This is a genomic window from Bacteroides sp. AF20-13LB (assembly GCF_003603065.1).
GTDB lineage: Bacteria > Bacteroidota > Bacteroidia > Bacteroidales > Bacteroidaceae > Bacteroides > Bacteroides uniformis.
Genome location: NZ_QTMH01000004.1, coordinates 179,048 through 200,489, shown reverse-complemented (window position 1 = coordinate 200,489; position 21,442 = coordinate 179,048). Strand labels below are relative to the sequence as shown.

Here is a 21,442-nt window from a genome sequence, read left to right as displayed (position 1 = left end):
ATGAGAGATAAGTGTATGATTGTGGCTGAGATGTCTGCCAACCATAACGGTAAGAAAGAAACAGCCATTGAAACCGTCAGGGCTGCAAAACGTGCCGGAGCCGATGCCGTCAAGTTGCAGACCTATCGGGCTGATACCATTACGCTTCGCTGTGACAAGCCTGATTTTATAATTAATGAAGGCTCTATATGGGACGGGCAATATTTTTATGATTTGTATGAACAGGCTTATACTCCTTGGGAGTGGCATGAAGAGTTGTTCCATGTGGCCAAGGAAGAAGGACTGATCTGTTTTTCTTCTCCTTTTGATAAGACAGCCGTCGATATGCTTGAGGCTTTGGACTGTCCCGTTTATAAGATAGCTTCTTTCGAAATTACGGATATTCCATTGATAGAATACGCGGCTTCGAAGCATAAGCCGATGGTACTTGCTACAGGCATAGCCACCGAAGAAGATATTCAATTGGCTGTTGAAGCTTGCCGCAGAATGGGAAATAATGATATTACGGTTCTTAAGTGTACCTCTTCTTATCCGGCTCCAGTTGAGGAAGCCAATCTTTGTATGATTCGTGATTTGGCAGAACGTTTCCAGGTAAAAAGTGGACTTTCCGACCATACCCTGGGGAGTGTCTCTCCCATTGTGGCGGTTACTCAAGGTGCGAGTATGATAGAAAAGCACTTTATTTTGAATCGTTCCATCGGTGGTCCGGATTGTTCTTTTTCTATGGAAGAGAAAGATTTTGCCCAAATGGTAAAAGATGTGCGCATGGCTGAGTTATCTTTGGGGAAAACGACTTACGAATTGACGGAGAAAATGAGAGGTAGCCGTTCCGCATCACGTTCTCTCTATGTGGCCGAGGATATGAAGGCCGGAGAAGTGATTACGGAGCGGAACGTTCGCTCCGTCCGTCCGGGCTTCGGCCTGCACCCCAAATATCTGAAAGATATATTGGGAAAGAACGTGAACCGGGATTTGGAGAAAGGGACGAGGTTTGCATTGGAGTACGTGAATGGTTAGCCTGATAAAAATAAGAAGATAAAATAGAGGTCTGGAATTTATTTTTCTATCTTTGTTCGTAGGTAATGGATATGGAAAAGTTGATTACTTTAGGTTCTGAAATATAAAGACTCAAATAAAGGATTATAGGGAGCCTTTACAGCCCCCTATACTCCTTTTCCGCATCGAAGCACGGACACGCTTTCGTCGGATTCAAGTCATGGTGCCCCACAATCAGCGCCCGTGGAAAGATACGCTTCAACTCACGTAGCAGTGCCAGTAACGAAGCCTTCTGTTCCAATGTACGGGTATCGGCAGGAAAACTTGCAGCATCCAGTCCTCCTTCATAACAGATGCCGATAGAATGGCGGTTGTGATTGAGGCAATGCGCACCTATTTTTTCCAACGGGCGGCCGCGGTGTATTTCGCCGTTGCGGGTCAGATAGAAATGATAGCCGATGTCACGGAAGCCGCGGTGGTGGATGTGGTCGCGGCGGCAATCCTCAAAGCCCAGGGCCACGCCTTGAGGCGTGGCTGAGCAATGAACAATGAGCAGGGTAATCGTACGCATGGCTATTTGCAAGCGCCCAGACCTAAAGCTCCCGCTATGGCGGTAGCTACGGTGATGATTACTTTGAGGACAATGCCCCACACGGATTTTGACTTTTTGTCTTCACTCATGATGATTGGTAATTGATAATTAGTAATTAGTAATTTGTAATTATTCTCATCCTAACGGATTCTCGCCCTGATTGCCGTCACTTCCTCCGGAACCGCCGTCGGAACCACTGCCATCGGGAGCTTTTCCGCCTACGGTGTACAGGGAAGATTCCTTCAGCTGTCCATCCAGGTTGATTTGGGCATTACTCAGTTCGCCGGTGGCACGGGCGCGGAGCTTCAGCCCCTTCACGTTGTTGGCCAGCGAGAAGTCGGCAGCGGATTGCGCCCCTTTCTTGCTGACGATTCCTACGGAGAAGATGGCAAGGTCATCCAGTTTCACGTTCTTGCCGTCCAGAATCAATTCTTTGGTGCAGGAAACCATGTCTGCCAGTACCCCCTTGATGACACCACTCGAATAGGGGGTGTTGTGATTGGACATGTGCTTGGCCAATTTTTCGATGTCGAAGGTTTCTTCGATTACGGGGCGTGCATACCAGAGGCCTTTCAGTGGGCTGTCTTCGCCCGTCACTTGATACTTTTTGTAACGAATCATACAATTAAAATTTAGAAGTTAAAGGATAAAAACATTTGCTGTGTTGAACTCAACGATGCAAAGATAAGGCTGTGGATACGGGCGTTTGTCGGTTTTTGCAGGTTCTCGTCTGTTTGGGTCTGTTTTAGTCGGTTATTTACGCTTGTAAGTTTGATAATGTCATGATTTATAGTTACTTTTGATGAAATATAAATCGTAACTGTCAACTATGGATTCTTTTGTCATACGTACATACGGGCGTACCGAATTGGCCCAAATCTATTGTCCCAATCTTTGTCCGGAGGCTGCCTTCCGCAAACTGAAACACTGGATAGACCTTTGTCCCGATTTGCGTGACGGACTTTCCGCTTTGGGCGGTTCTTCCCGTTCCCGCTCTTATACGCCTGCCCAAGTGCGGCTGATAGTGGCTGCACTTGGAGAGCCTTAAACCTGAGGTTGGATGGCGTAAAGGTCAGGCCGGGAATCGTAAAGGTGAGGTTGGTACACTTGGTACAGAGGTTCATCCATCCTTTCGCCTCACACACATACGCGTGCGTGAAGCGAAGTGAATGTCAGACTTTTGGTTTCCGGTAGTTTCCCTTGCCATCTACATTTTCCACCAGCCCGTGTTTCTGCATACGTTTGAGCCAGGTGGAGGCGGTTTCCGATTTGATGCCCATCTCTCCGGCTTTCTGCAGGAAAGAGGCCCGTGTGAATTCTTCTTCCATGCTGTCTACCAGCGCATCCCGGTCGGCATTGCCGCGGCTTGTCACTTCGGTGTTGGGCAGGAAGGAGAGGATATGGGTGGTATGCCGGTAAAGGCTTTCGGCCAGTGAGAGTACGGCATGAAAGTCATCGGAAGCAATGAGGAGATCCCATCGGCTGACAATGTGGTCTTTCAGATTGTCTGTGGCTGTGTGAGGGTCGGGTGACACGTAAGGCGAAGCGGTGATTTCCCCTTGTTCCATTGCGCGGAGCATGGCCACCACTTCCATGATGCGGCAGATGTTGATGGCCAGACGTGCCACGCTGCTTGACATCTCGTTTCCGTTGGCTAGTCCGGAGCGTACGAAAAGCCGGGAGAAGAGCCGGTTGAATTCATCTTTCTGTCCGTCCGTAAGGTGAAGGGTGAATATTCCGTTCATGACAATGGTTTTCAGTTTGTCCTTCCATTCCATGCCCAGAGCCTTGAAGGTATCTTCAAGATCGCTGTCATTGCGGTCGAACTGGTTTTGCCAATGATGTATGGCAGGCATGTAGTAGAATACCTGGCGAGAAAAGAGCCCGTTCTCAGCAGTGGGAATCAGTGGTTTCACTTGTGAGGGGGTGCCTGACAGAAGTACGGAAAGATAAGTTTTCTTTACCTCTCGGTATTCGTGGTCGGTGCGCCGGTTGTAGGACAGTCGGTCGTGGTCGAAGGCTTTGCGCATGGTGTCGCTCCAGTGTCCGTATTCCGAACCGATGGCGGTGGAGATGGTGTCGGCTTCGCTTTCGCATATCAGTCCGGTACCGTCGGAGTCCATCAGGTTTTGCAGGATGCCGGTTCCGGTGTTGTTGCCCGAGATGAGGAACATCTTGTTGAGAGGCATTACGGGAGTCTCCGTTTTTCCACGTTCCTTGCCCAGTGTGTCGTATTTTGCTTTTTCGCGGCGGTAACATGCCATGCTTTCGTCTACCTGCCCACGTATTTCATCGTGAATGGGCTCGGCAAGCAGGCGTACCAAGGAGAGCACTCCTTTGCCGGATGCAGGTAGGGCTACTACAAAGGTTTGCAGGCAGGGGGACATCATTTTTCCTCCGTAGGAACATCGGACGTGTTTTCCCATACTGGCACCCAATACGGTGATGGCACCCAGTAGCAGTACATCGTATTGGGCGGGGGAGGTTCCGCAGCTCATGATGTGATTCAGGGGATAAGGCCAGTGGAGGTGTTCGTCGAAAGTGGGTAATGGAGACAGTGGTTCAATGCCCGATGCGGACTCTTCCTCGCGTGCGCGTGTGTGTGAGGTAGAAGAGAGGGGTGAACTTTGTGTACCAAGTGTACCAATGGCGGGTGCGGCTTCATGCTGAATCTTCACGCCGCAAAACTCGGCCAGATGAAAGGCAGTTCCCAGATGCACGTCGTTACGGCCGGTCTTCAAGGCATTGCTGAAGAGCTTGTCGGCTGCCCGTCGGTCGTACTTGGACGACAGGCTGCACAGACTTAAAAAATCATGCCGTCCTGCTTCTCCGCAGTCGGTGGCAATGGCAAATGCCAGTTGTATATATTCTTGATAGGTTGGAGCAATGTCTGCTCCTGCATTTCTGACTGCTTCGGCCAGAAGGTGCAATGAAGATAGTGGTTCCATCGGATTTGGTAATTTATAATTAGTAATTTGTAGTCGGTGATTTGCAATGACTCATAATTCGAAGTTCACAACTTTTCTGAGCAGTGCTTTCGGGTCATGGCAGAGGAAACAGGCGCGTACGAGGTCTTTCCCCGAAGTGTCCACTCCTTTTCCGGGTTGTGTGTTTTCGGCGTCATACATGCAGTGGACGTAGTTCATGGCCCAGCGCACCGCCTCCGTGCTGTCTTTTCCGATAGGGCAGGGTACAAAAGCCTTTACACCTCGTCCGGTAGGGCTGATGAACACCAGTACCGGTGCGAGGTAAGGGTCTTTGAACAGTAGTTGCTTCAGGCGTCCGGCTTCGTCAGGCGAGTCGAGATGGTCTACGTCCACCACCACCAGTCCGGAGGGTAGCTTTAGGCAGTCGCTCCGTCGTCGGGTGAATACGCCGCAGGGGGTGACGTAGGGTAAGGTTTGCTGTTTCAGCATCCGGCAGTTGTTATCATCGCCTTGTAGGGCAGCTTCGCGGATGGCTTGTGTTAGGGTGATCAGCCGTTTGTTGGCTGTGATGAGTTGGTAAACTTCGTTCAGTTCTAAAGTACGCAGGGGGGTAAGCGTGGCGCTTTTCACGATTTTCCCGGTCGCTCCGTCCTTCATCGGTGAGATGGGTGGCATGAAAAGCGACATTTTAAAAGATTTTGGCATATTATACGTTTAAATAGTTGGCTCAAAGGTATTCATTCTCTTTCGTTGAATCTTTCCCACATGTAAGAAAGATTTTAAAGGAACAAAGTAAATAATAACAATATATAACATAGTATTCTATCTAATTACTTAAAATTTATCTAAATGGGCAAAAATTTTATTCACCCTTCATTGGGCTTTTTTATCGAGCGAACGAGAAAACAGAGTGGAGTCACTATTGAAACTCTTTGCAAGGATTTGCATATTTCTCCATCCACGTACATAGACTTAAAAAAAAGGGTGTAACGCCTCACTTAGTACATACGAAACTCTTCTGCGATACTATATCGATGAACTGGAGGAACTGGATGATGACGAAATCAGGAAATTGGCTGGGGAATGGGTGGAAAAATGGCTGGAGGTTAGGAAGAAGGGGGAGTGGTGATTGGATTGGTTGATTATTACTGATAATTAAAGGAATCTATATAAATGATTAATTTTACAGTAGGTCCGGTGCAATCTTCTGATGCTGTACGGGTCATAGGTGCCGAACAGGTACCATATTTAGAACAGCAGAGTTTTCAGAAATGATGCTTGAGAATGAGCGCCTTGTTAAGAAATTTGCTAATGCGACTAAAGATAGTAAGGTTGTTTTCATGACATGTTCTGGCTCTGGTGGTATGGAGGCTGCCATCATAAATTGCCTTACGCCACAGGATAAGGCTCTTGTAATCAATGGTGGTAGCTTTGGTGAGCGTTTTGTGGAATTGCTTACCCTTCATAAAATTCCTTTTACGGAAATTAAGCTTAAGTATGGTAGAGCTTTGAAGCCTGAACATCTTGCTGAATATGAGAGCAAGGGTTACACTACTTTCCTTATGCAGAAGCACGAAACTTTTACGGGGGTACATTACGATATCAATCTTGTTTCTGATTTTTGCAAACGTAATAATTGTTTCTTGATTGTTGATATAATCTCTACCTTCCTTTGCGATTCATTTGATATGGTGGCAATGGATGTAGGGGTGATGATTACTGGAAGTCAGAAGGCTCTTGCTTGCGCTCCGGGTATTGCAGTTATGCTTCTTGCTCCTTCGGCTATTAAACGTATAGAAAAGGTCCAATGTTGCTGTCAGTATCTTGATTTGAAGCTTGCTCTTAAAAATATGGAGAGAGGGCAGACTCCTTGTACTCCTGCTGTTGGTATCCTTCGTCAAATTAATGTCCGTTTAAAAGAAATTGAGTCTGCAGGTGGTGCGGAGGTGGAGATTGCGCGTTGTGCAGAATTGGCTAAGTATTTTCGTGATAAGCTTGTTAAGAATAATCTTCCACTCTTTTGACTTATCGTCAGGTTGGAACAAATAGCTTTACAGTTAAGTATTATGTTGAGAAGTTTATTCTTGACATGAATACGATGAAGATAATTAGGGTTGACGAGTATCGCGACAAAAAGAAGATTAATCGTCCCGCAGGTTCGTTATTCTCTGTAGATGGAGAAATTTATCGAGTGGCACAAAAATGCAGTCGTGCATATGGAGAGTCGATCTTTGTGTATAAGACAAGTAAGAATTTTGATTTTATTAAAGATAAAAAGGTAGCAGAACTCACTGGTCAGAGTATAGTCCTGAGTGATGGTAGAAAGCCGATTTTGTTGCACACTTATTCTCAAGCAGGAGGGATTGAGGTGATTGACTATAGATGCTCTTTATAATAATTTGAAAAATGTTAAATAATAATGGCAAAGACAGTTTATCTTGGTATGATAGGTGATATCATGCATCCGGGTTACATTAACATCATTAACAAAGCTACTGAGTATGGCGATGTGATAATCGGTTTGTTCACTGATAAGGCGATTGCTAACCACCGTAGACTTCCTTATCTCACTTGGGAGCAAAGAAAGAACGTTGTTGAGAGCATCAGGAACGTATCAAGGGTGGTCCCTCAGGATGATTGGAGCTATGTCTCTAATCTCCTTAAGTACAAGCCTGATTACATCATTCATGGTGATGATTGGCAGGTGGGTCCTGACAAGTATATCCGTGATGAGGTATTCAAAGTAATGGAAAAGTTGGGTGGTGAGGTTATCGAGATTCCTTACACCCAAAACATCTCTGCTTCTGGTATCAAACAAGAGATTGATGCTCTTGGTGTAACTCCTCAGATGCGTCTTTCTTCTCTCCGTCGCCTTATTGCAGCTAAACCGATTGTACGTATTCTTGAAAGTCACAATGGTCTTACTGGCCTCATAGCAGAACATACTAAGGTAGAGGTGAATGGTCAGGAGCGTGAATTCGATGGCATGTGGGCTTCCTCCCTTACCGACTCTACCTCTAAGGGTAAGCCTGATATTGAGGCTGTCGATTTGACTACCCGTCTCCATGACCTCAATGATACCCTTGAAGTAACCACAAAACCTGTTATCTTCGATGGCGATACTGGTGGCAAGATTGAACACTTCGGTTTTACCGTTCGCACCCTTGAGCGCTTGGGAATCTCTTGCGTTATAATTGAAGATAAGGTAGGTTTAAAACAGAATTCACTTTTTGGTACTGATGCTGTACAGACTCAGGATACAATCGAAGGTTTTCAGGCTAAAATTCGTGCAGGTAAGGAAGCGCAAATTACTCGTGACTTCATGATTGTCAGCCGTTGTGAGTCTCTCATTGCTGGTAAGACTGTAGATGATGCTTTGGAGCGTTGTCATGCTTACGTAGAGGCAGGTACTGACGGTATAATGATCCACTCCAAAGAGAAGTCTGGAGAGGACATCAAGGAGTTTTGCTTGCGCTTTCGCGAGAAGAATGCTCATACTCCTATCATCGTTGTGCCTACTACTTATAACCAGTTCACAGAAGAGGAACTTGCTGAATGGGGTATTAATGTAGTGATTTATGCTAATCACATGCTTCGTTCTGCTTATCCTGCAATGGTTAAATGTGCAGAAACCATCCTCTATACTAGCCGTTCGCTTGAAGCATCTGAGCAGTACTGTATGCCTATCAAACAGATTCTTAATCTTATTCCAGGCACAAAGAAGAAGTAAACATTAATTTCTTACCCCTTAAACTATTTTACAAATGGTAAGACCCGAATTTTTTGTAAATATACTCAAGGAACAAGGTATAGACTTTTATGCTGGTGTTCCTGATTCGTTGCTCAAGAACATTTGTGCATATATTACCGACCACCTTCCTGCTGAGCAGAATATTATTGCTGCTAACGAAGGAGGGGCCATGGGTATTGCTGTAGGTTATCATTTGGCAACAGGTAAGGTGCCTGTAGTTTATATGCAGAACTCTGGTGAAGGCAATATCATTAATCCGTTTGCCTCTCTTACCGACAAGGACGTTTATAACATTCCTGTGCTCCTCGTTATCGGTTGGAGAGGGCGCCCTGGAGTTCACGATGAACCTCAGCATGTGAAGCAAGGTAAGGTGACAATCGGTTTGCTTAATACCATGGGTATCAACTATGCTATTCTGCCAAAGGATGAAGAGGGAGCTGCAAAGCAGATAAAAATAGCTGTCGACTTCATGAAGGCAACCAACGAGTGCTATGCCCTTGTGATAGAGAAGGATACTTTCGATACCTATAAGCTTCAGAGCGTTGAGGTAAACGAACTGGCAATGTCTCGCGAAGAGACGATTCAGAAGGTGGCTTCAAACATTGAAGATAATGCTTGTATCGTATCAACTACTGGTATGATTTCTCGCGAGCTCTTTGAGGCACGTACTGCTTGGAGCCAAGGTCATGAACGTGATTTCCTTACTGTAGGGGCGATGGGCCATGCTTCCCAGATAGCTCTCGGCATAGCTCTCCAAAAGCCTGAGCGTCGAGTATATTGTTTTGATGGTGATGGAGCCAGCATCATGCACATGGGTAATATGGCTATTACAGCCAGCATGAAATGCAAGAATTATGTGCACATTGTGTTCAACAATGGCGCACACGATTCTGTTGGTGGTCAGCCTACTGTTGGTCTCAAGATTGATTTTTGTGCAATTGCTCAAGCTGTAGGCTACAAGGCTGCTTATAGTGTAGAAACTATGGAGGCACTTGAAGCAAAACTTGCAGAATTCAAGAACGCAGAAGGTCCTGTTTTCCTTCAGATTTGCGTAAAAAAGGGAAACCGCAAGGACCTTGGCCGTCCAACTACAACTCCTATTCAGAACAAAGAGGCTTTTATGGAATTTCTTAACAAGTAAAGTATGAAAGTAATTCTGTTTGCTGATATACACGCCAATCTTTCTGCTTTTGAGGCGGTTCTAGCTGATATTGAGAAACACTATCAGCCAGATGCCATGATTAGTCTAGGTGACTTTATCGACTATGGTATGCGTTCAAATGAAATTATTGAACGTATACAAACTGTTAATATTCCATTACTTGCCAATTTGAAGGGCAATCACGAGAAGGCTTTGATTGATGGGGAACTCTCATGTTTCTCTTCAGAAAGAGCTCGTGTGATGTCCAAATACACAAGAAACCATCTCACTCAGACATCTATTGATTATATAAGCAATGTGATGCAAGAGCCAATGCAAGAGTTGGAAATTGGTGGTAAGAAAGTACTTCTTTTACATGGAACTATTGATGATCCCTATTGGGGAAAACTGACTCCAGCAAAAGTGGAAGATGAAAAGTATCAGGATTTTGACTACGTATTGAGCGGTCACATTCATCAACCTTTTAAGATAGATGTATTCTTCAAAGTTGACAATCCAATCATGCGCAATCAGAAACGTACGACTTTTATCAACCCAGGTTCAGTTGGACAACCTCGCAATCAGAATCCATATGCACAATATGTGTATATCAATTTTAAAACGGGGGAAACCCATTTCAATGCAGTTCCTTACGATATTGAAGCTGAACAATCTCTTTTCCCCAAAGAGATAGATACTTTTTACAGCGAACGATTAAAATTTGGAATATAAATGAAGAACTTATATGTAATAAGTGGTGTTACTGGCATGACGGGTAGTGAACTGTCTCGTCAGTTTGTTTCTCAGGGTCATACGGTAATCGGTTTCGACAACTTCTTTGCAAGTTCTATTGATACCGTTAAAGACATTATTGACAATCCCTCGTTCATCTTCTATAATTACGACATTAACAAAGTCGCTCAGATGGATGAAGTATGCGATAAGGCGAAAGAACTCAAAATTGAGTGCGATGGCCGTCTGGTGTTTATCAATTGTGCTGCTGTTGTCCATACAAAGCATTTCTATGAGGTAGAGAGTACTTTTCAGACTAACGTCCTTGCTATGAAGGATTTCTTGGAGCGTGCCATTTCTATGAGGGCTGATACTTACATTAATTGTTCAACTTCGGAGGTTTACTCAATGCAGTCTTGGAATGAGAATGGCGGTGTGAAAGAATCTGATTATTTGGCAATGTCAACAGCGGAACATAGCCAACGTACAAGTTATGCTTGCGGCAAGTTGATGACTGAATTCTTTATGAAAGATGCTGTTGGCAAGGGACGAATTAAAGGTTGTTCTATTCGCTTTGCTAATGTATATAGCAGGCACGAGCGTTTTGCAGAGCACATTATCCCTCATATCATTGATAATCTGCTTGAAAGCCATACCGTAACCCTTCTTGAAAACTCGAAGGTGAACAAACGTACCTTCCTTCATAATATTGATAGCTGTCGTGCCGTTATGGAGCTCATCGCTTCTGAGGATGCTCTTGATGGTACTGTTTATAATGTGGCTACTGAAGAGGAAATTGCCATTATTGATCTAGTCAAGACGATTGCAATAAAAATGGGCATCAACGATGTGGATATCCGTTTCGAAGGTTACCGAAAGTCTGATCCTGAGCGTCGATTGCTCAATACGGACAAGATTCGTACCCGTACTAGCTGGAAACCTATCATCACTCTCGATGAAGGCCTCACGATGTGTGTAAATAGTATCAAGAAATGAAATATTTGATTATAACTGTTGCTGGAACGGCTACGCGTTTTAATCGCGACACTAAGGAAGAAACCCTCAAATGCTTGTATTATACCGATGAACCTCAATACGCTCTTCTTGCTCAATTGCTGAAGAATTGTGGTGAGTACGATAAATATATCCTTGTGGGGGGCTACCTTTATGAGAAGTTGGGAAGATTTGTAAAGAACGAACTCTCTGGTTATGGCAAAAAAATAGAACTTGTTTACAACGAGCATTTCAAAGACTATGGCTCCGGCTACAGTTTATACAAAGGTATAGAGGCAATAAAGGAGGCAGGTGATGTGACTTTCGTAGAAGGCGACTTGTTCTTTATGGCTACAGATTTCAGGCAAGTGTATAATTCGCCAAAGAGTGTGATTACCATTAACCGAGAACCAATCTACTCGAATAAGGCAGTTGCGTTATACATTAACGTTGATGGCAAACCAAGGTATTTATATGATACGAATCATCAGACATTAACTGTATCAGAGCCATTCAAGGCAATCTTCAACAGTGGTCAGATGTGGAAATTTTCTTCATCTGAGAGGCTTTTGAAGACTGTTGATTCGCTTACAAAAGAACAACTTCAAGGTACTAATCTTGAAATAATTCAGGCTTACTTTAGTGATATGAATAGTGAAGAGTATGATGTAGTGACTTTCACTGACTGGTTCAACTGCAATACTGTTGCAGATTATGATATTGTAAGAAAATTGATGTAAAAATGAATATGGCTGTATTAGAAAGAGATTACAGAATAGATGGAATAAAGTGGTTGCTCATTGTATTAGTTACATTCGGTCATGTAATAGAACCTGCTTTAAGCAATCCTATTGCCAATAAGCTCTATTCTATAATCTACATTTTTCATATGCCATTATTTGTCTTTATCAGTGGTTATTATGCAAATGTTAAGGATAAAGAAAAACTGATTAGTAAAGGTTTTATGCTTTTGGAAACATTTTTGGTTGTGATGATTCCTCTATGTTTTTATTATGGAAGTATCATCCCTTTACTAAATCCGGAGAACTCAGGCTGGTATTTAATCAGCCTAATAACTTGGTATATTATTTTTCTGTTGATTATCAATAAGCTAGTTGGCAAAATTGTCGTACAATATAATGGGTGCGGGGGGCAGTTATTGATATTCAGTTGCTTGTTGGCCGTATTTGCATACATGCTTCCGTTGAAACAATTTGGTAACCTGTTATCGTTCCAACGGTCGTGTATGTTTCTACCATTCTTTATGATGGGTTTCTTGAGAAGAGTAAAAGGCCTGCCTATTATTCCTGATGTTTCAAAATGCATAAAGCTTGTTTTGGCTATAGCCTCTTTAGTATGTTTTGCTTTTTGTCTCATCTATAGTGGTCGTATACTACATGTATTAGAGTTTAATAATGCCAATGTGTGGCACATGTCAAATTTGTACAATCAAAATATAGGAATGCTTCTTGTTTTGAAAGTATTGGTTTATATTGGATCAATTATTACTACATTCGCTGTTTTAATGTTTGTGAACCTCCCCAAGTCGATATGTGCTTATGGATCAAAGACTTTAGCATATTATGTAATACAAGGCATGTTTGCACACATATTATCAACCTATTTGCAAGTTAATTTTTACCAGGCCTTGTTTCTCTGTGTTTGCATATTAATCCTTACAACAGTTCTATTACGATTTGTTGATTCTAAATTTATTACAAACCCGTTTTCTACTTTATTAAAATGGAAATACTGAACAGAAAACTTTCCCTTCTCAAAGGGAAGGTTGAAAATAGTCAGCCAATAACTATTATGATTATTGGTTTGGGTAGCGTTGGATGCTACTTGTTGGATTATCTTGTATCACTAGGTGATTCACAACTTCGTCTTGTTGTGGTAGGACGTAATGCCGAAAAGATGCAGATGGATATAAATATTATTCGTACTGCTTCAACCATTCGTCACCAGTGCCGTAGCGAGATTAAGGTGGTTGATAACTGCGACCTTAACGATGTGAACAGCATTGCAGCTGTACTTGAAGCAGAAAAGCCTGACTTCATAGTAAATAGTAGTCGAGTTTACTCTGGTTTGAAGTATGGTAGCATCTCATGGAGTAATCTTCGTGCATACGGCATTTGGACTCCGCTTTCTATTCGATATGCAAAGAATATAATGGAGGCATACGATAAGGCCAACTGTGAGGCAATCTCAATCAATACTTCATATTCCGATGCTGTTATTCCTTGGCTAAAGTCTGCGGGTAAGGCTTATTTTGACTTTGGTAGTGGTAATTTGAATCATCTTGTGCCTCGTATAAAATTCTATATTGCAGAGAAATATGGTATAAAGAATTTTAATGACATTGATGTAACTATTGCGGTATCACATTTTCATGATGTTGTCATTTCTAAGGAAGGTCATGCAGAAGGTCAGGACATCTTGCTTGATATAAAGTTTCAAGGCAAGGATATGGATTTTAATAAGGAAGAACTTCTTAAATCCTGTTCTATAGCAATGCCTGTAGATCAGAAGCGCAATATGATGAATGCTTCCAGTAATTTTGATATCATATTCTCTGTTCTTACTGCTCTTCGAGAGGAAAAACAAGTCAAAATACATACTCCTGGGGTAAATGGTGAAATTGGTGGTTATCCTATAATTATTGATGGAGTAACTGCTACTGCCAAGTTTGATGAGTCTGTATGGACTATAGACCAGATGCGTAAAGCTAACCGTGAGTCAATTTATTGTGATGGAGTAGAGAATATAACTGACGCTACTCTCGTCTATACTGATGAACTTGTAGCTAAGGTAAAGAAGTCGTTTAATGTTGATTTGCCTAAGTCGGTAAAGTTTGTGGATATTGAAAATGTAGCAGATTTAATTATCAATCAGATAATTAAACCTCAAGTGCTTATTTTTGTGCAATAATTTGTAAACTAATGGCAGATAATAGATTGTTGTTAATTTTCTGTATAATCTTTAACTTATAGTTTTATGATATACACAGCTATGTAAGCACTTTAAAAAGTTCAAAATGAAATGTTAGCCTTCGTTGTAAATTAAAATTAGCAAGATATGTATAGCAGCGAAGATTTAGCAAGTTTTTATTTTCAGTACCAGACCAAGGCTTTACCTCATGTCAAGTTCCTCCAGTCCTTTTGTATGAAGCATAAAGTTCCTATAATATTTTTCATAAGTGGTATAAGGATACGCGTAATAAAATAATTACAGTTCTATATCTCCGATTGTCAAATGAAAAATGTAATAAATATGGATATCACAACAAAGATAAAAAGAAGTAAATTACTTTATTACGTCTACTATTACGTAATGTCAGGTTTGGTAAATTTGTACAAGTTGTTCTTGAAGCCAGACGGTAAACTCATGCTTTTTGTATGTTATGGTGGACGTCATTATTCCGATAGTACGCGAGTGATTTATGAGGCCATGTTGAAGGATGAACGTTTCAAGGACTATATAGGATTACGACAAACTGATTGCTGCATTTATTGATTTAAGAGAAAAGCGATTTATCTAAGGTTATGAAGAAAGTTATTAGGAACATACGATTTGTTTCATCAGGGGCATTATAACCTCTTAAAACGTGCGAAAGCTTTAGGTGATTACCTCATTGTGGGTGTTACCACAGATAATTTCGACTTGGAGAGAGGCAAGATGAACACGTGCAATAACGTGATGGAACGTATTGAAGCGGTTAAATCCACTGGTCTTGCAGATCAATTGTGATAGAAGAATATCGTGGGCAGAAGATTGATGATATACAGAAATATGGAGTGGATGTTTTTGCAATCGGTTCAGATTGGGAAGGCTATTTTGACTATCTCAATGAGTTCTGTAAAGTCATTTACCTTCCTCGCACTCAGGGTGTCTCATCTACTTTGCTTCGCCAGAAGCGTCCTATTGTTAATATTGGCATTATTGGTACTGGCAGTATTGCTTCACGTTTTGTTCCAGAGCCGAAAAATGTGAATAGTGCGTCCGTTTCTGTTGCATACAATCCTAATCAAGAAGAATGTGTTTCGTTCTGTGAAAAATTCTTGATTCCTATAGTTGCTCGTGATTTAGAAGAGTTGTATGAAAATTGCGATGCCGTTTATATTGCATCTCCACACTATACTCATTATGAATATGCAAAGTCTGCTTTGAACGCGGGAAAGTCTGTTCTTTGTGAAACTCCATTTGTATTTAGTAAGAAGCAGGCAGAAGAACTCTACTCGATTGCAGAGAAAAAAGGGTTATTGCTTCAGATCGCACTCAAAACTGCTTATTGTCCTGCTTTCGGGCACTTATTCTCTCTGCTCAACTCCGGTGTGATTGGTGAGATCGTTGAGGTAAATGCTTCTGTGACCACTCTTACAGACGAAAATTCAGCAAAGCTTGACAGCAAATACTTTGGCGGTAGTATGAGTGAAAATGCTTGTTTTCCTCTGTTGCCTATCTTTAAGTTTTTGGGAACAAAGTTCCGAAACATTAATTTTTATTCCAAGATGAAGAATGATGTGGATATGTTCACTAAGGCTGTTTTTCGTTATGATCATGCCGTTGCTTCATTTCAAGTAGGCTTGGGCGTTAAGACAGAAGGTTCTTTGACTATTGCAGGAACCAAGGGGTATGTGTATGTACCAGCTCCATGGTGGAAGACTGATTACTTTGAGGTTCGTTATGAAGACCAAAATTATAATAAGAAGTATTTTTATCCATATGTAGGTGAAGGTTTACGTTATGAAATAAAAGACTTTGTAGTCGCAATCTTAACGGATGGTTATTACTTTAGTAAGGTGTCGAAGGAAGAGAACCTTATGATGGCAGAGGTTCAGGAAATATACATATTGGGGAAGAACGTGTACAAGTTGTAGTATTGTTATTGACAAGTTAGGGCAGTTAATTTGTAATCAAGTAAATGGGGATTTATTATTTTTTATTGTGGATAGGTGTTATAGGAACATTTCTGAGTCAGGATAGCAGATTGAAGAGAACGGGGTTTTATATTATTTTCATATATATTCTTGCACTTTTCGTAATGGTAGTATTTAGGTATGACGTAGGAACTGATTACTTGGAATATACGGATTATTATTATCGAATTCATTCTTTGTTTGAATTGACGAGTGAAGATTTTTTTGTGGAACCTGGTTATGTGCTGTTATCCTCCTTGTTGCGTTCTATTGGTGCTCCATTTGAACTCCTTTCATTTATTCTTTTTTTGATAATAGTTTGTAATCTAAAAAGAGCCATTGCTTTTTTTTCAGATAATATACCTTTGTCAGTCGTATTATATGTATTTCTATTCTTTTTATCTTTCCATTTTAACTTGATTCGTCATGGGGTGATGGTGAGCTTTGTTTGGAAAGGGTATTCCTGGTGGTTTGTCGGTAAAAAGAAAAGAGCATTTATTTCTCTTGTTTGTGGTGCCATGTTTCATGCGTTAAGTCTTTGCTTCTTATCATTATTGTTTATCCATTTAAGAAAATATCCCATCTATATATATGCAGGTGTTTTGGTGTTTTCTTTTATTATATCTGCTCATCCCGATTGGCTCCTTTCTCTATTTGATACGTTGCTTTCTTCTATAATAGGTACTGACAATAGATTGTTTTTTTATTTAAATGGGGGACATTCAGGAGTTTTGAATGAGACAGGGGTTACGATAGGAATGTTCTTTAATCTCACTCTTTTTTGTGTTTCTTATTTTCTACTTATAGACAAAAAAAGTATATTTCTCTATAATATCTTATTTATAGGTATTACTTTTTTTTTATTATTCAATTCTTTTGGTGCTATTTCAGAACGTATAGCAAGCACATGTTATGTAGCAAATATTTTTATTCTCCCATCTGTTTTAAATCTGATGTATGTTAATAAATGGCGTTTTTTGTGTTTAGCTGTTATTCTTTTGTATGGAATTTTAATGTTCAACAAAGAAGTGTCAAAGGAATCAGCTAATTATATACCTTTTACTACGATTTTTTCAATGTAACCTAATTGAAGGATTTTGCAAAATGTTTCGTTCTTACTTTTCACGAGTGCTTAAAGAATCATTCCTTTTATTGTCACTCTATAACACTTATTATCGCCTGAGAAACAAGAAACGGTTTTGGAAAGAGATTAACCGTCGTCAGGCATTGAGCATGTTTGATTATAAGGAATTAGTAAAACCTATACCTTATTATCCAATAGAGGCTATTAAGGATTCTAATTTTTATGGTCAGGCTTATGCTTTGAAACAATACTCTGGTGTAAATAAGTTTGGATGGTCAATAGAACATGGACTTTATGTAGATGATTATGTGCCTATGGCCGCGTGGTGTAAAACGACCAAACGTATCATGACTTTCAGCAACATACGAGTGAAGGGGCTTGGAAGTTTACATAAACCCGTGATTGCTATTGGCCCTTACATACATTATGCTGAATGTATGTTGAATAGTGAAGAGATGAATTCCTTGAAAAAGGAATTAGGCAAAACTCTTCTTTTCTTTCCTACACATACATGCTGTGAGGGTGGCTTAGAATATGAAATACATTGTATGATTGATGAATTGCTAGAACTTAAAGAGAAGCTTGGATTTGATACTGTAATTGTGAATATGTATTATTTAGATGAAAATAAAAACGGTTTTGGTGATTTATATAATAAAGCTGGATTTAAAGTGACCACTGCTGGTCATCAGTTGGATATAAACTTCTTGAATCGTCTGAAAACGATTATCTTATTATCTGATTATACTTGTTCAAATAGTATTGGTACTCATACAGGATATTGCGTATATCTCGGCAAACCTCATCTTGTAATTAATCCTGTACAAACCTTGGAAGAAGTGAATCCTTTATGGCGTGATTTATGGGAAACTTTTGAAAAAGATTCATCACAAGCACAAGTGGATAAACGACTTCTTGCCTCCAAATATTGGGGATTTGATTGTATTAAAAGTAGGGAAGAAATGAGGGCTCTATTAATAAATAATGAATGTTGAATATCTTAAATAGGTAAAGTTGAAACGGGTAATAATAGATAAAATATTATCAAATAAAATCTTGGTAAAGAACTATTTTTTTGTTTCTATACTTAATGTATTAGCTTTGTTTTTACCATTAATTACTTATCCTTATATTATTAGTAAACTGGGTGATGAATTATATGGCTACATTGTATTTTCGTTTACGGTAATTACATATATTGAAATGGTGGCTGCATGGGGATTTGATATCTCTGCGGTGAAAGATGTAGCCCAATATCAACATGTCAAGCACAGATTGAATGAGATTGTATCATCGGTGCTTTACATTCGCTTTATATTTTGTATGTTTTTGCTGTCGCTATTAGTGGGAGCATTAATGTTATTTGATGTAAAGATGAAAATGCTTTATATCCTTTTTTCAGGACATTGCATAGCTTCTGTATTATTCCCGGGTTGGTTTTTTCAAGGAATACAAGAACTGAAGTATGTTACCTATTTTCAGTTGATTTGTAAACTTGTTTTTGTGATATTGATGGTTGTGTTCATTCATTCGAAAGCCGACTATCTGTATTATCCTATTTTGTTCAGTCTTGGTAGCTTGTTTGGCACTGCTTATGGATTGTATGTGATGTTTGAGAAATATAAGGTTAGGCTGATAGGGGTAAAAATGCGCAATGTGGTGTATCGTTTCAAACGCTCTACTTCCATTTTTTATTCACGTATTGCTGATATGATAATAGAACGAAGCAATGCTATTTTGCTTGGCAATTTTATTGGTATGCAGGAAGTGGCATATTATGACTTAGCTAATAAGATAGTTCGTTTAGGTTCTTTTCCTATAATGATTCTTAATCAAGTTCTCTATCCTAAAGTGGCATCTGAACGTAATTTTCGATTAATGCGTAAGGTTATGGCAATATCTTTTTGGGTTGCTATACTGATATGGGGGCTGTGTGTGCTGCTGGCACCTTGGGGAGTTGAACTTTTGGGCAAAGGGTTGATGGAACCCTCTGTTGAAATAGTATATATTCTTTCTCCGCTGATAGTTACCAATTCTATCATTTATTTGCAAGGTAGTCCCATCTTGGTTGCAGCTGGCTATTTTAAAGCATTTAACATAACCATGTGGTGCTCTTTGGGGGTTTACGTTGCATGCATGTTATTTGTATTTATTTTCAACTTGCATACCAATCTTTTATCAATTTTGATTATACAGCTTATAACTAATATTTCATTATTAGTGGCAAGAGCATATTACATTAGAAAATTTAAAATATTAAGATAATGCTGAAAGATGACCGTGAAAAAGGTAAGAATGTGAATGAGCAAGCCAGACTTATTATGCTTAAATTACTTAGAGAGTTAGATCGCATTTGTACAAAATATGATATTCCTTATTGGCTTGATGGAGGAACTTTGTTAGGAGCTATTCGTCATGGTGGATTTATTCCTTGGGACGATGATATTGATGTAGCGATGTTGCGTAATGATTATTATCGTTTTTTAGAAGTTGCAAAAACTGAATTACGCGATGATATCTACCTGCAAACCAGAGAAACAGATTCTGATTATCCCATGTTTTTTGCGAAATTACGTGATAAATACAGTACTTTTCATGAGCCAATGTATGAACGATTGAAATGTCATAAAGGTATATTTTTAGATATTTTCCCTTTTGATTATGTAAAACATTCATGGTGGCAATCGCATCTGAAATTATTTCTTCACGATACCAATTATTCAGTAGTAAGACATGGAGCTTTTTTGCAACGTACAGTGGGGTATTTGATGAAACGTTTTATTAGATATTCACATATTCCTCTTTATAATTGGCTCAATGACTTTTTCCATGCTGAAACAATGGAGGAAGCCGATAGCTTGGCTTGGGCCATGGAAATAAATGAGTATAAGCTTTTATCCAAAGATGTTCTTTTCCCTTTGAAACGTCACGAGTTTGAAGGAGAGATGTTTAATATCCCATGTAATTATGATACTTATTTGCGCGAATATTTTGGCGATTATATGCAATTGCCTCCTCTTAACAAACGAGTCAGTCATAATAATGGAATAGAACCTTTTACACGCTGTAATCACAAAGAAAGTTTAGAATGGAATGAATGAAAATAGGAGTATAATGAAAAAAGTAACGATTATTTTCCCCGGATGGATAAAAGCACCTAATGGGGCTGCACGGTTTGTCTTTGGGTTAAGAAGTTGCATCAATGATTTTGCGAATCAGGGAATCGGACTATCAACTTTCACACTTGACGATGTACATGGTGAAGTAAGAAATTTTTCTAACAATGATAAAATCAAGAGGAAAGCGTCACTAAAAAACAAGTTGATGAGATATGCTAAATATAGCCATCTCATGACGTATGCTATGATTTATTTTTCTGGATTACGATATTCCAAACGGATAGTAGAAGCCTTCGATGAAATACCCAATGATGAATTGCCGGATATTATTCATTTTCAAGACTTGTTTACTTGTTATTACTATTTGCGTAAAAGAAAAAACAAAAAATCTGTGTATTTGACACTGCATAGTAATGGCTCTTTATGGTCAATGTATGAAGAGTATTACCCTTTGTTTCGTTCTTGTTTTTTTGGTATTATGAAACGTAGGATAGAGGATGTTGTACTGAATAGAGTGGATAAAGTAAATTTTGTAGCCGATTTCCCACGTTGGAATTTTTGTCATCTTTACCCCCACATATCTTCGCAAAAGACTTCATTTGTCTATAATGGCATCCCTGATATTGAAGGTGGAAGTAAGGGTATATCTTCAACCAATCAGACTAGGTTAGTATGCGTAGGAACATTGTGTAATCGTAAAAATCAAATAGGCATACTTCATGCATTATCTAAATTGACCTCTGAACAACAAAAATCTTTTTCCATGACTTTTGTCGGAGATGGTCCTTCGCGTAATATTTTGGAAAAAGTAGCAGCTACACTTTCTGCTGATATTTATTTTGTGGGCAACTCAAACCAAGTAAATGACTATTTGACTAACTCGGATGCTTTTATTTTGTTTTCTAAAGACGAAGGATTGCCAATATCAATTATTGAGGCTATGCGTTGTGGTTTGCCCATTATATCTACTCGTATAGCAGGTATTCCAGAAATGATTGTTGAAGGTATTTCAGGCTATTTGGTAGATGTAGATGAACAACAACTCTCTGAGTTGTTTGAAAAGATATTGATTGACAGACCTGATTTTGTAAAAATGGGGGAAAAGTCAAGAATTATTTATGAAGAAAAATTTTCTCAAAAAGCTATGATATTATCTTATGCGAAATTATGGCAGAAGGCTTGAGAATA

Annotated in this window: 21 protein-coding genes and 1 pseudogene; 17 read left to right on the top strand and 5 right to left on the bottom strand. The window is 40.0% G+C overall.

Translation table 11 applies throughout. The features are described 5' to 3' along the window. Positions 1-1,017 (top strand): pseudaminic acid synthase, encoded by a 1,017-nt coding sequence (gene pseI / locus DWX62_RS05840; protein WP_005829491.1) that lies wholly within the window; start codon positions 1-3, stop codon positions 1,015-1,017. A gap of 136 nt (positions 1,018-1,153) precedes the next feature. On the opposite strand, the gene DWX62_RS05835 is transcribed toward pseI, so the two are convergent. The 3 genes from DWX62_RS05835 to DWX62_RS05830 are packed head-to-tail and all read right to left on the bottom strand — an operon-like array spanning position 1,154 to position 2,209. Further along, positions 1,154-1,567 carry an N-acetylmuramoyl-L-alanine amidase gene (locus tag DWX62_RS05835; protein WP_034525799.1) on the bottom strand — a complete coding sequence of 138 codons (414 nt, stop codon included), beginning with the start codon at positions 1,565-1,567 and terminating at the stop codon, positions 1,154-1,156. 2 nt (positions 1,568-1,569) lie between these two features. Continuing rightward, a complete protein-coding gene (locus tag DWX62_RS21885; RefSeq protein ID WP_005829485.1) occupies positions 1,570-1,677 on the bottom strand; it encodes a smalltalk protein in 108 nt (35 codons plus the stop codon). 46 nt (positions 1,678-1,723) lie between these two features. Beyond that, on the bottom strand, positions 1,724-2,209 hold the full coding sequence (locus tag DWX62_RS05830; protein WP_005829481.1) for a DNA-binding protein: 486 nt from the start codon (positions 2,207-2,209) through the stop codon (positions 1,724-1,726). 208 nt (positions 2,210-2,417) lie between these two features. On the opposite strand from DWX62_RS05830, the gene DWX62_RS05825 reads away from it, so the two are divergent. Further along, complete coding sequence (locus DWX62_RS05825; RefSeq protein WP_005829478.1) at positions 2,418-2,636, top strand: DUF4248 domain-containing protein; 219 nt, start codon at positions 2,418-2,420, stop codon at positions 2,634-2,636. A 124-nt stretch (positions 2,637-2,760) separates the two neighbouring features. On the opposite strand, the gene DWX62_RS05820 is transcribed toward DWX62_RS05825, so the two are convergent. Both DWX62_RS05820 and DWX62_RS05815 read right to left on the bottom strand, forming a co-directional pair. Next, positions 2,761-4,536, bottom strand: coding sequence for a DUF3987 domain-containing protein (locus DWX62_RS05820; RefSeq protein ID WP_120137663.1), 1,776 nt, complete (start codon positions 4,534-4,536; stop codon positions 2,761-2,763). Positions 4,537-4,587: 51 nt separating this feature from the next. Further along, entirely contained in the window at positions 4,588-5,220 is a 633-nt protein-coding gene (locus DWX62_RS05815; RefSeq protein WP_182420063.1) for a BT4734/BF3469 family protein, read from the bottom strand. A gap of 566 nt (positions 5,221-5,786) precedes the next feature. On the opposite strand from DWX62_RS05815, the gene DWX62_RS05810 reads away from it, so the two are divergent. From DWX62_RS05810 to DWX62_RS05735, 15 genes and pseudogenes are all read left to right on the top strand, one after another. Beyond that, positions 5,787-6,539, top strand: coding sequence for an aminotransferase class V-fold PLP-dependent enzyme (locus DWX62_RS05810; protein ID WP_005829465.1), 753 nt, complete (start codon positions 5,787-5,789; stop codon positions 6,537-6,539). Then, complete coding sequence (locus tag DWX62_RS05805; RefSeq protein ID WP_005829463.1) at positions 6,536-6,910, top strand: hypothetical protein; 375 nt, start codon at positions 6,536-6,538, stop codon at positions 6,908-6,910. Before DWX62_RS05810 ends, DWX62_RS05805 begins: the two co-directional genes overlap by 4 nt. A gap of 24 nt (positions 6,911-6,934) precedes the next feature. Continuing rightward, the gene (gene aepX / locus DWX62_RS05800; RefSeq protein ID WP_005829461.1) at positions 6,935-8,245 is read left to right on the top strand and encodes a phosphoenolpyruvate mutase; all 1,311 of its coding nucleotides are present in this window, start codon (positions 6,935-6,937) and stop codon (positions 8,243-8,245) included. Positions 8,246-8,279: 34 nt separating this feature from the next. Beyond that, on the top strand, positions 8,280-9,407 hold the full coding sequence (gene aepY / locus DWX62_RS21880; protein ID WP_005829459.1) for a phosphonopyruvate decarboxylase: 1,128 nt from the start codon (positions 8,280-8,282) through the stop codon (positions 9,405-9,407). Positions 9,408-9,410: 3 nt separating this feature from the next. Continuing rightward, positions 9,411-10,139 (top strand): metallophosphoesterase family protein, encoded by a 729-nt coding sequence (locus DWX62_RS21875; protein ID WP_005829457.1) that lies wholly within the window; start codon positions 9,411-9,413, stop codon positions 10,137-10,139. Beyond that, positions 10,140-11,135: an NAD(P)-dependent oxidoreductase gene (locus DWX62_RS05790; RefSeq protein ID WP_005829455.1), complete on the top strand. Its 996-nt coding sequence runs from the start codon at positions 10,140-10,142 to the stop codon at positions 11,133-11,135. After that, a complete protein-coding gene (locus DWX62_RS05785) occupies positions 11,132-11,872 on the top strand; it encodes a DUF6564 domain-containing protein (protein WP_005836616.1) in 741 nt (246 codons plus the stop codon). The genes DWX62_RS05790 and DWX62_RS05785 overlap by 4 nt, the downstream gene beginning before the upstream one ends. An 8-nt stretch (positions 11,873-11,880) precedes the next feature. Beyond that, positions 11,881-12,888 carry an acyltransferase family protein gene (locus DWX62_RS05780; RefSeq protein ID WP_120172660.1) on the top strand — a complete coding sequence of 336 codons (1,008 nt, stop codon included), beginning with the start codon at positions 11,881-11,883 and terminating at the stop codon, positions 12,886-12,888. Next, on the top strand, positions 12,876-14,063 hold the full coding sequence (locus DWX62_RS05775) for a hypothetical protein (RefSeq protein ID WP_005829450.1): 1,188 nt from the start codon (positions 12,876-12,878) through the stop codon (positions 14,061-14,063). Before DWX62_RS05780 ends, DWX62_RS05775 begins: the two co-directional genes overlap by 13 nt. A gap of 642 nt (positions 14,064-14,705) precedes the next feature. Further along, positions 14,706-16,012: pseudogene (locus DWX62_RS05760) on the top strand (Gfo/Idh/MocA family oxidoreductase). Between the two features lie 44 nt (positions 16,013-16,056). Then, a complete protein-coding gene (locus DWX62_RS05755; RefSeq protein WP_005829445.1) occupies positions 16,057-17,133 on the top strand; it encodes an EpsG family protein in 1,077 nt (358 codons plus the stop codon). A gap of 46 nt (positions 17,134-17,179) precedes the next feature. Next, the gene (locus tag DWX62_RS05750) at positions 17,180-18,130 is read left to right on the top strand and encodes a hypothetical protein (RefSeq protein ID WP_240054012.1); all 951 of its coding nucleotides are present in this window, start codon (positions 17,180-17,182) and stop codon (positions 18,128-18,130) included. 19 nt (positions 18,131-18,149) lie between these two features. Beyond that, positions 18,150-19,400, top strand: a complete 1,251-nt coding sequence (locus tag DWX62_RS05745) for an oligosaccharide flippase family protein (protein ID WP_117599515.1) — start codon at positions 18,150-18,152, stop codon at positions 19,398-19,400. Continuing rightward, the gene (locus DWX62_RS05740) at positions 19,400-20,236 is read left to right on the top strand and encodes a LicD family protein (protein ID WP_005829440.1); all 837 of its coding nucleotides are present in this window, start codon (positions 19,400-19,402) and stop codon (positions 20,234-20,236) included. The genes DWX62_RS05745 and DWX62_RS05740 overlap by 1 nt, the downstream gene beginning before the upstream one ends. Before the next feature lie 13 nt (positions 20,237-20,249). Then, on the top strand, positions 20,250-21,437 hold the full coding sequence (locus DWX62_RS05735) for a glycosyltransferase family 4 protein (protein WP_229031910.1): 1,188 nt from the start codon (positions 20,250-20,252) through the stop codon (positions 21,435-21,437). The last annotated feature ends 5 nt before the right edge of the window (positions 21,438-21,442 follow it).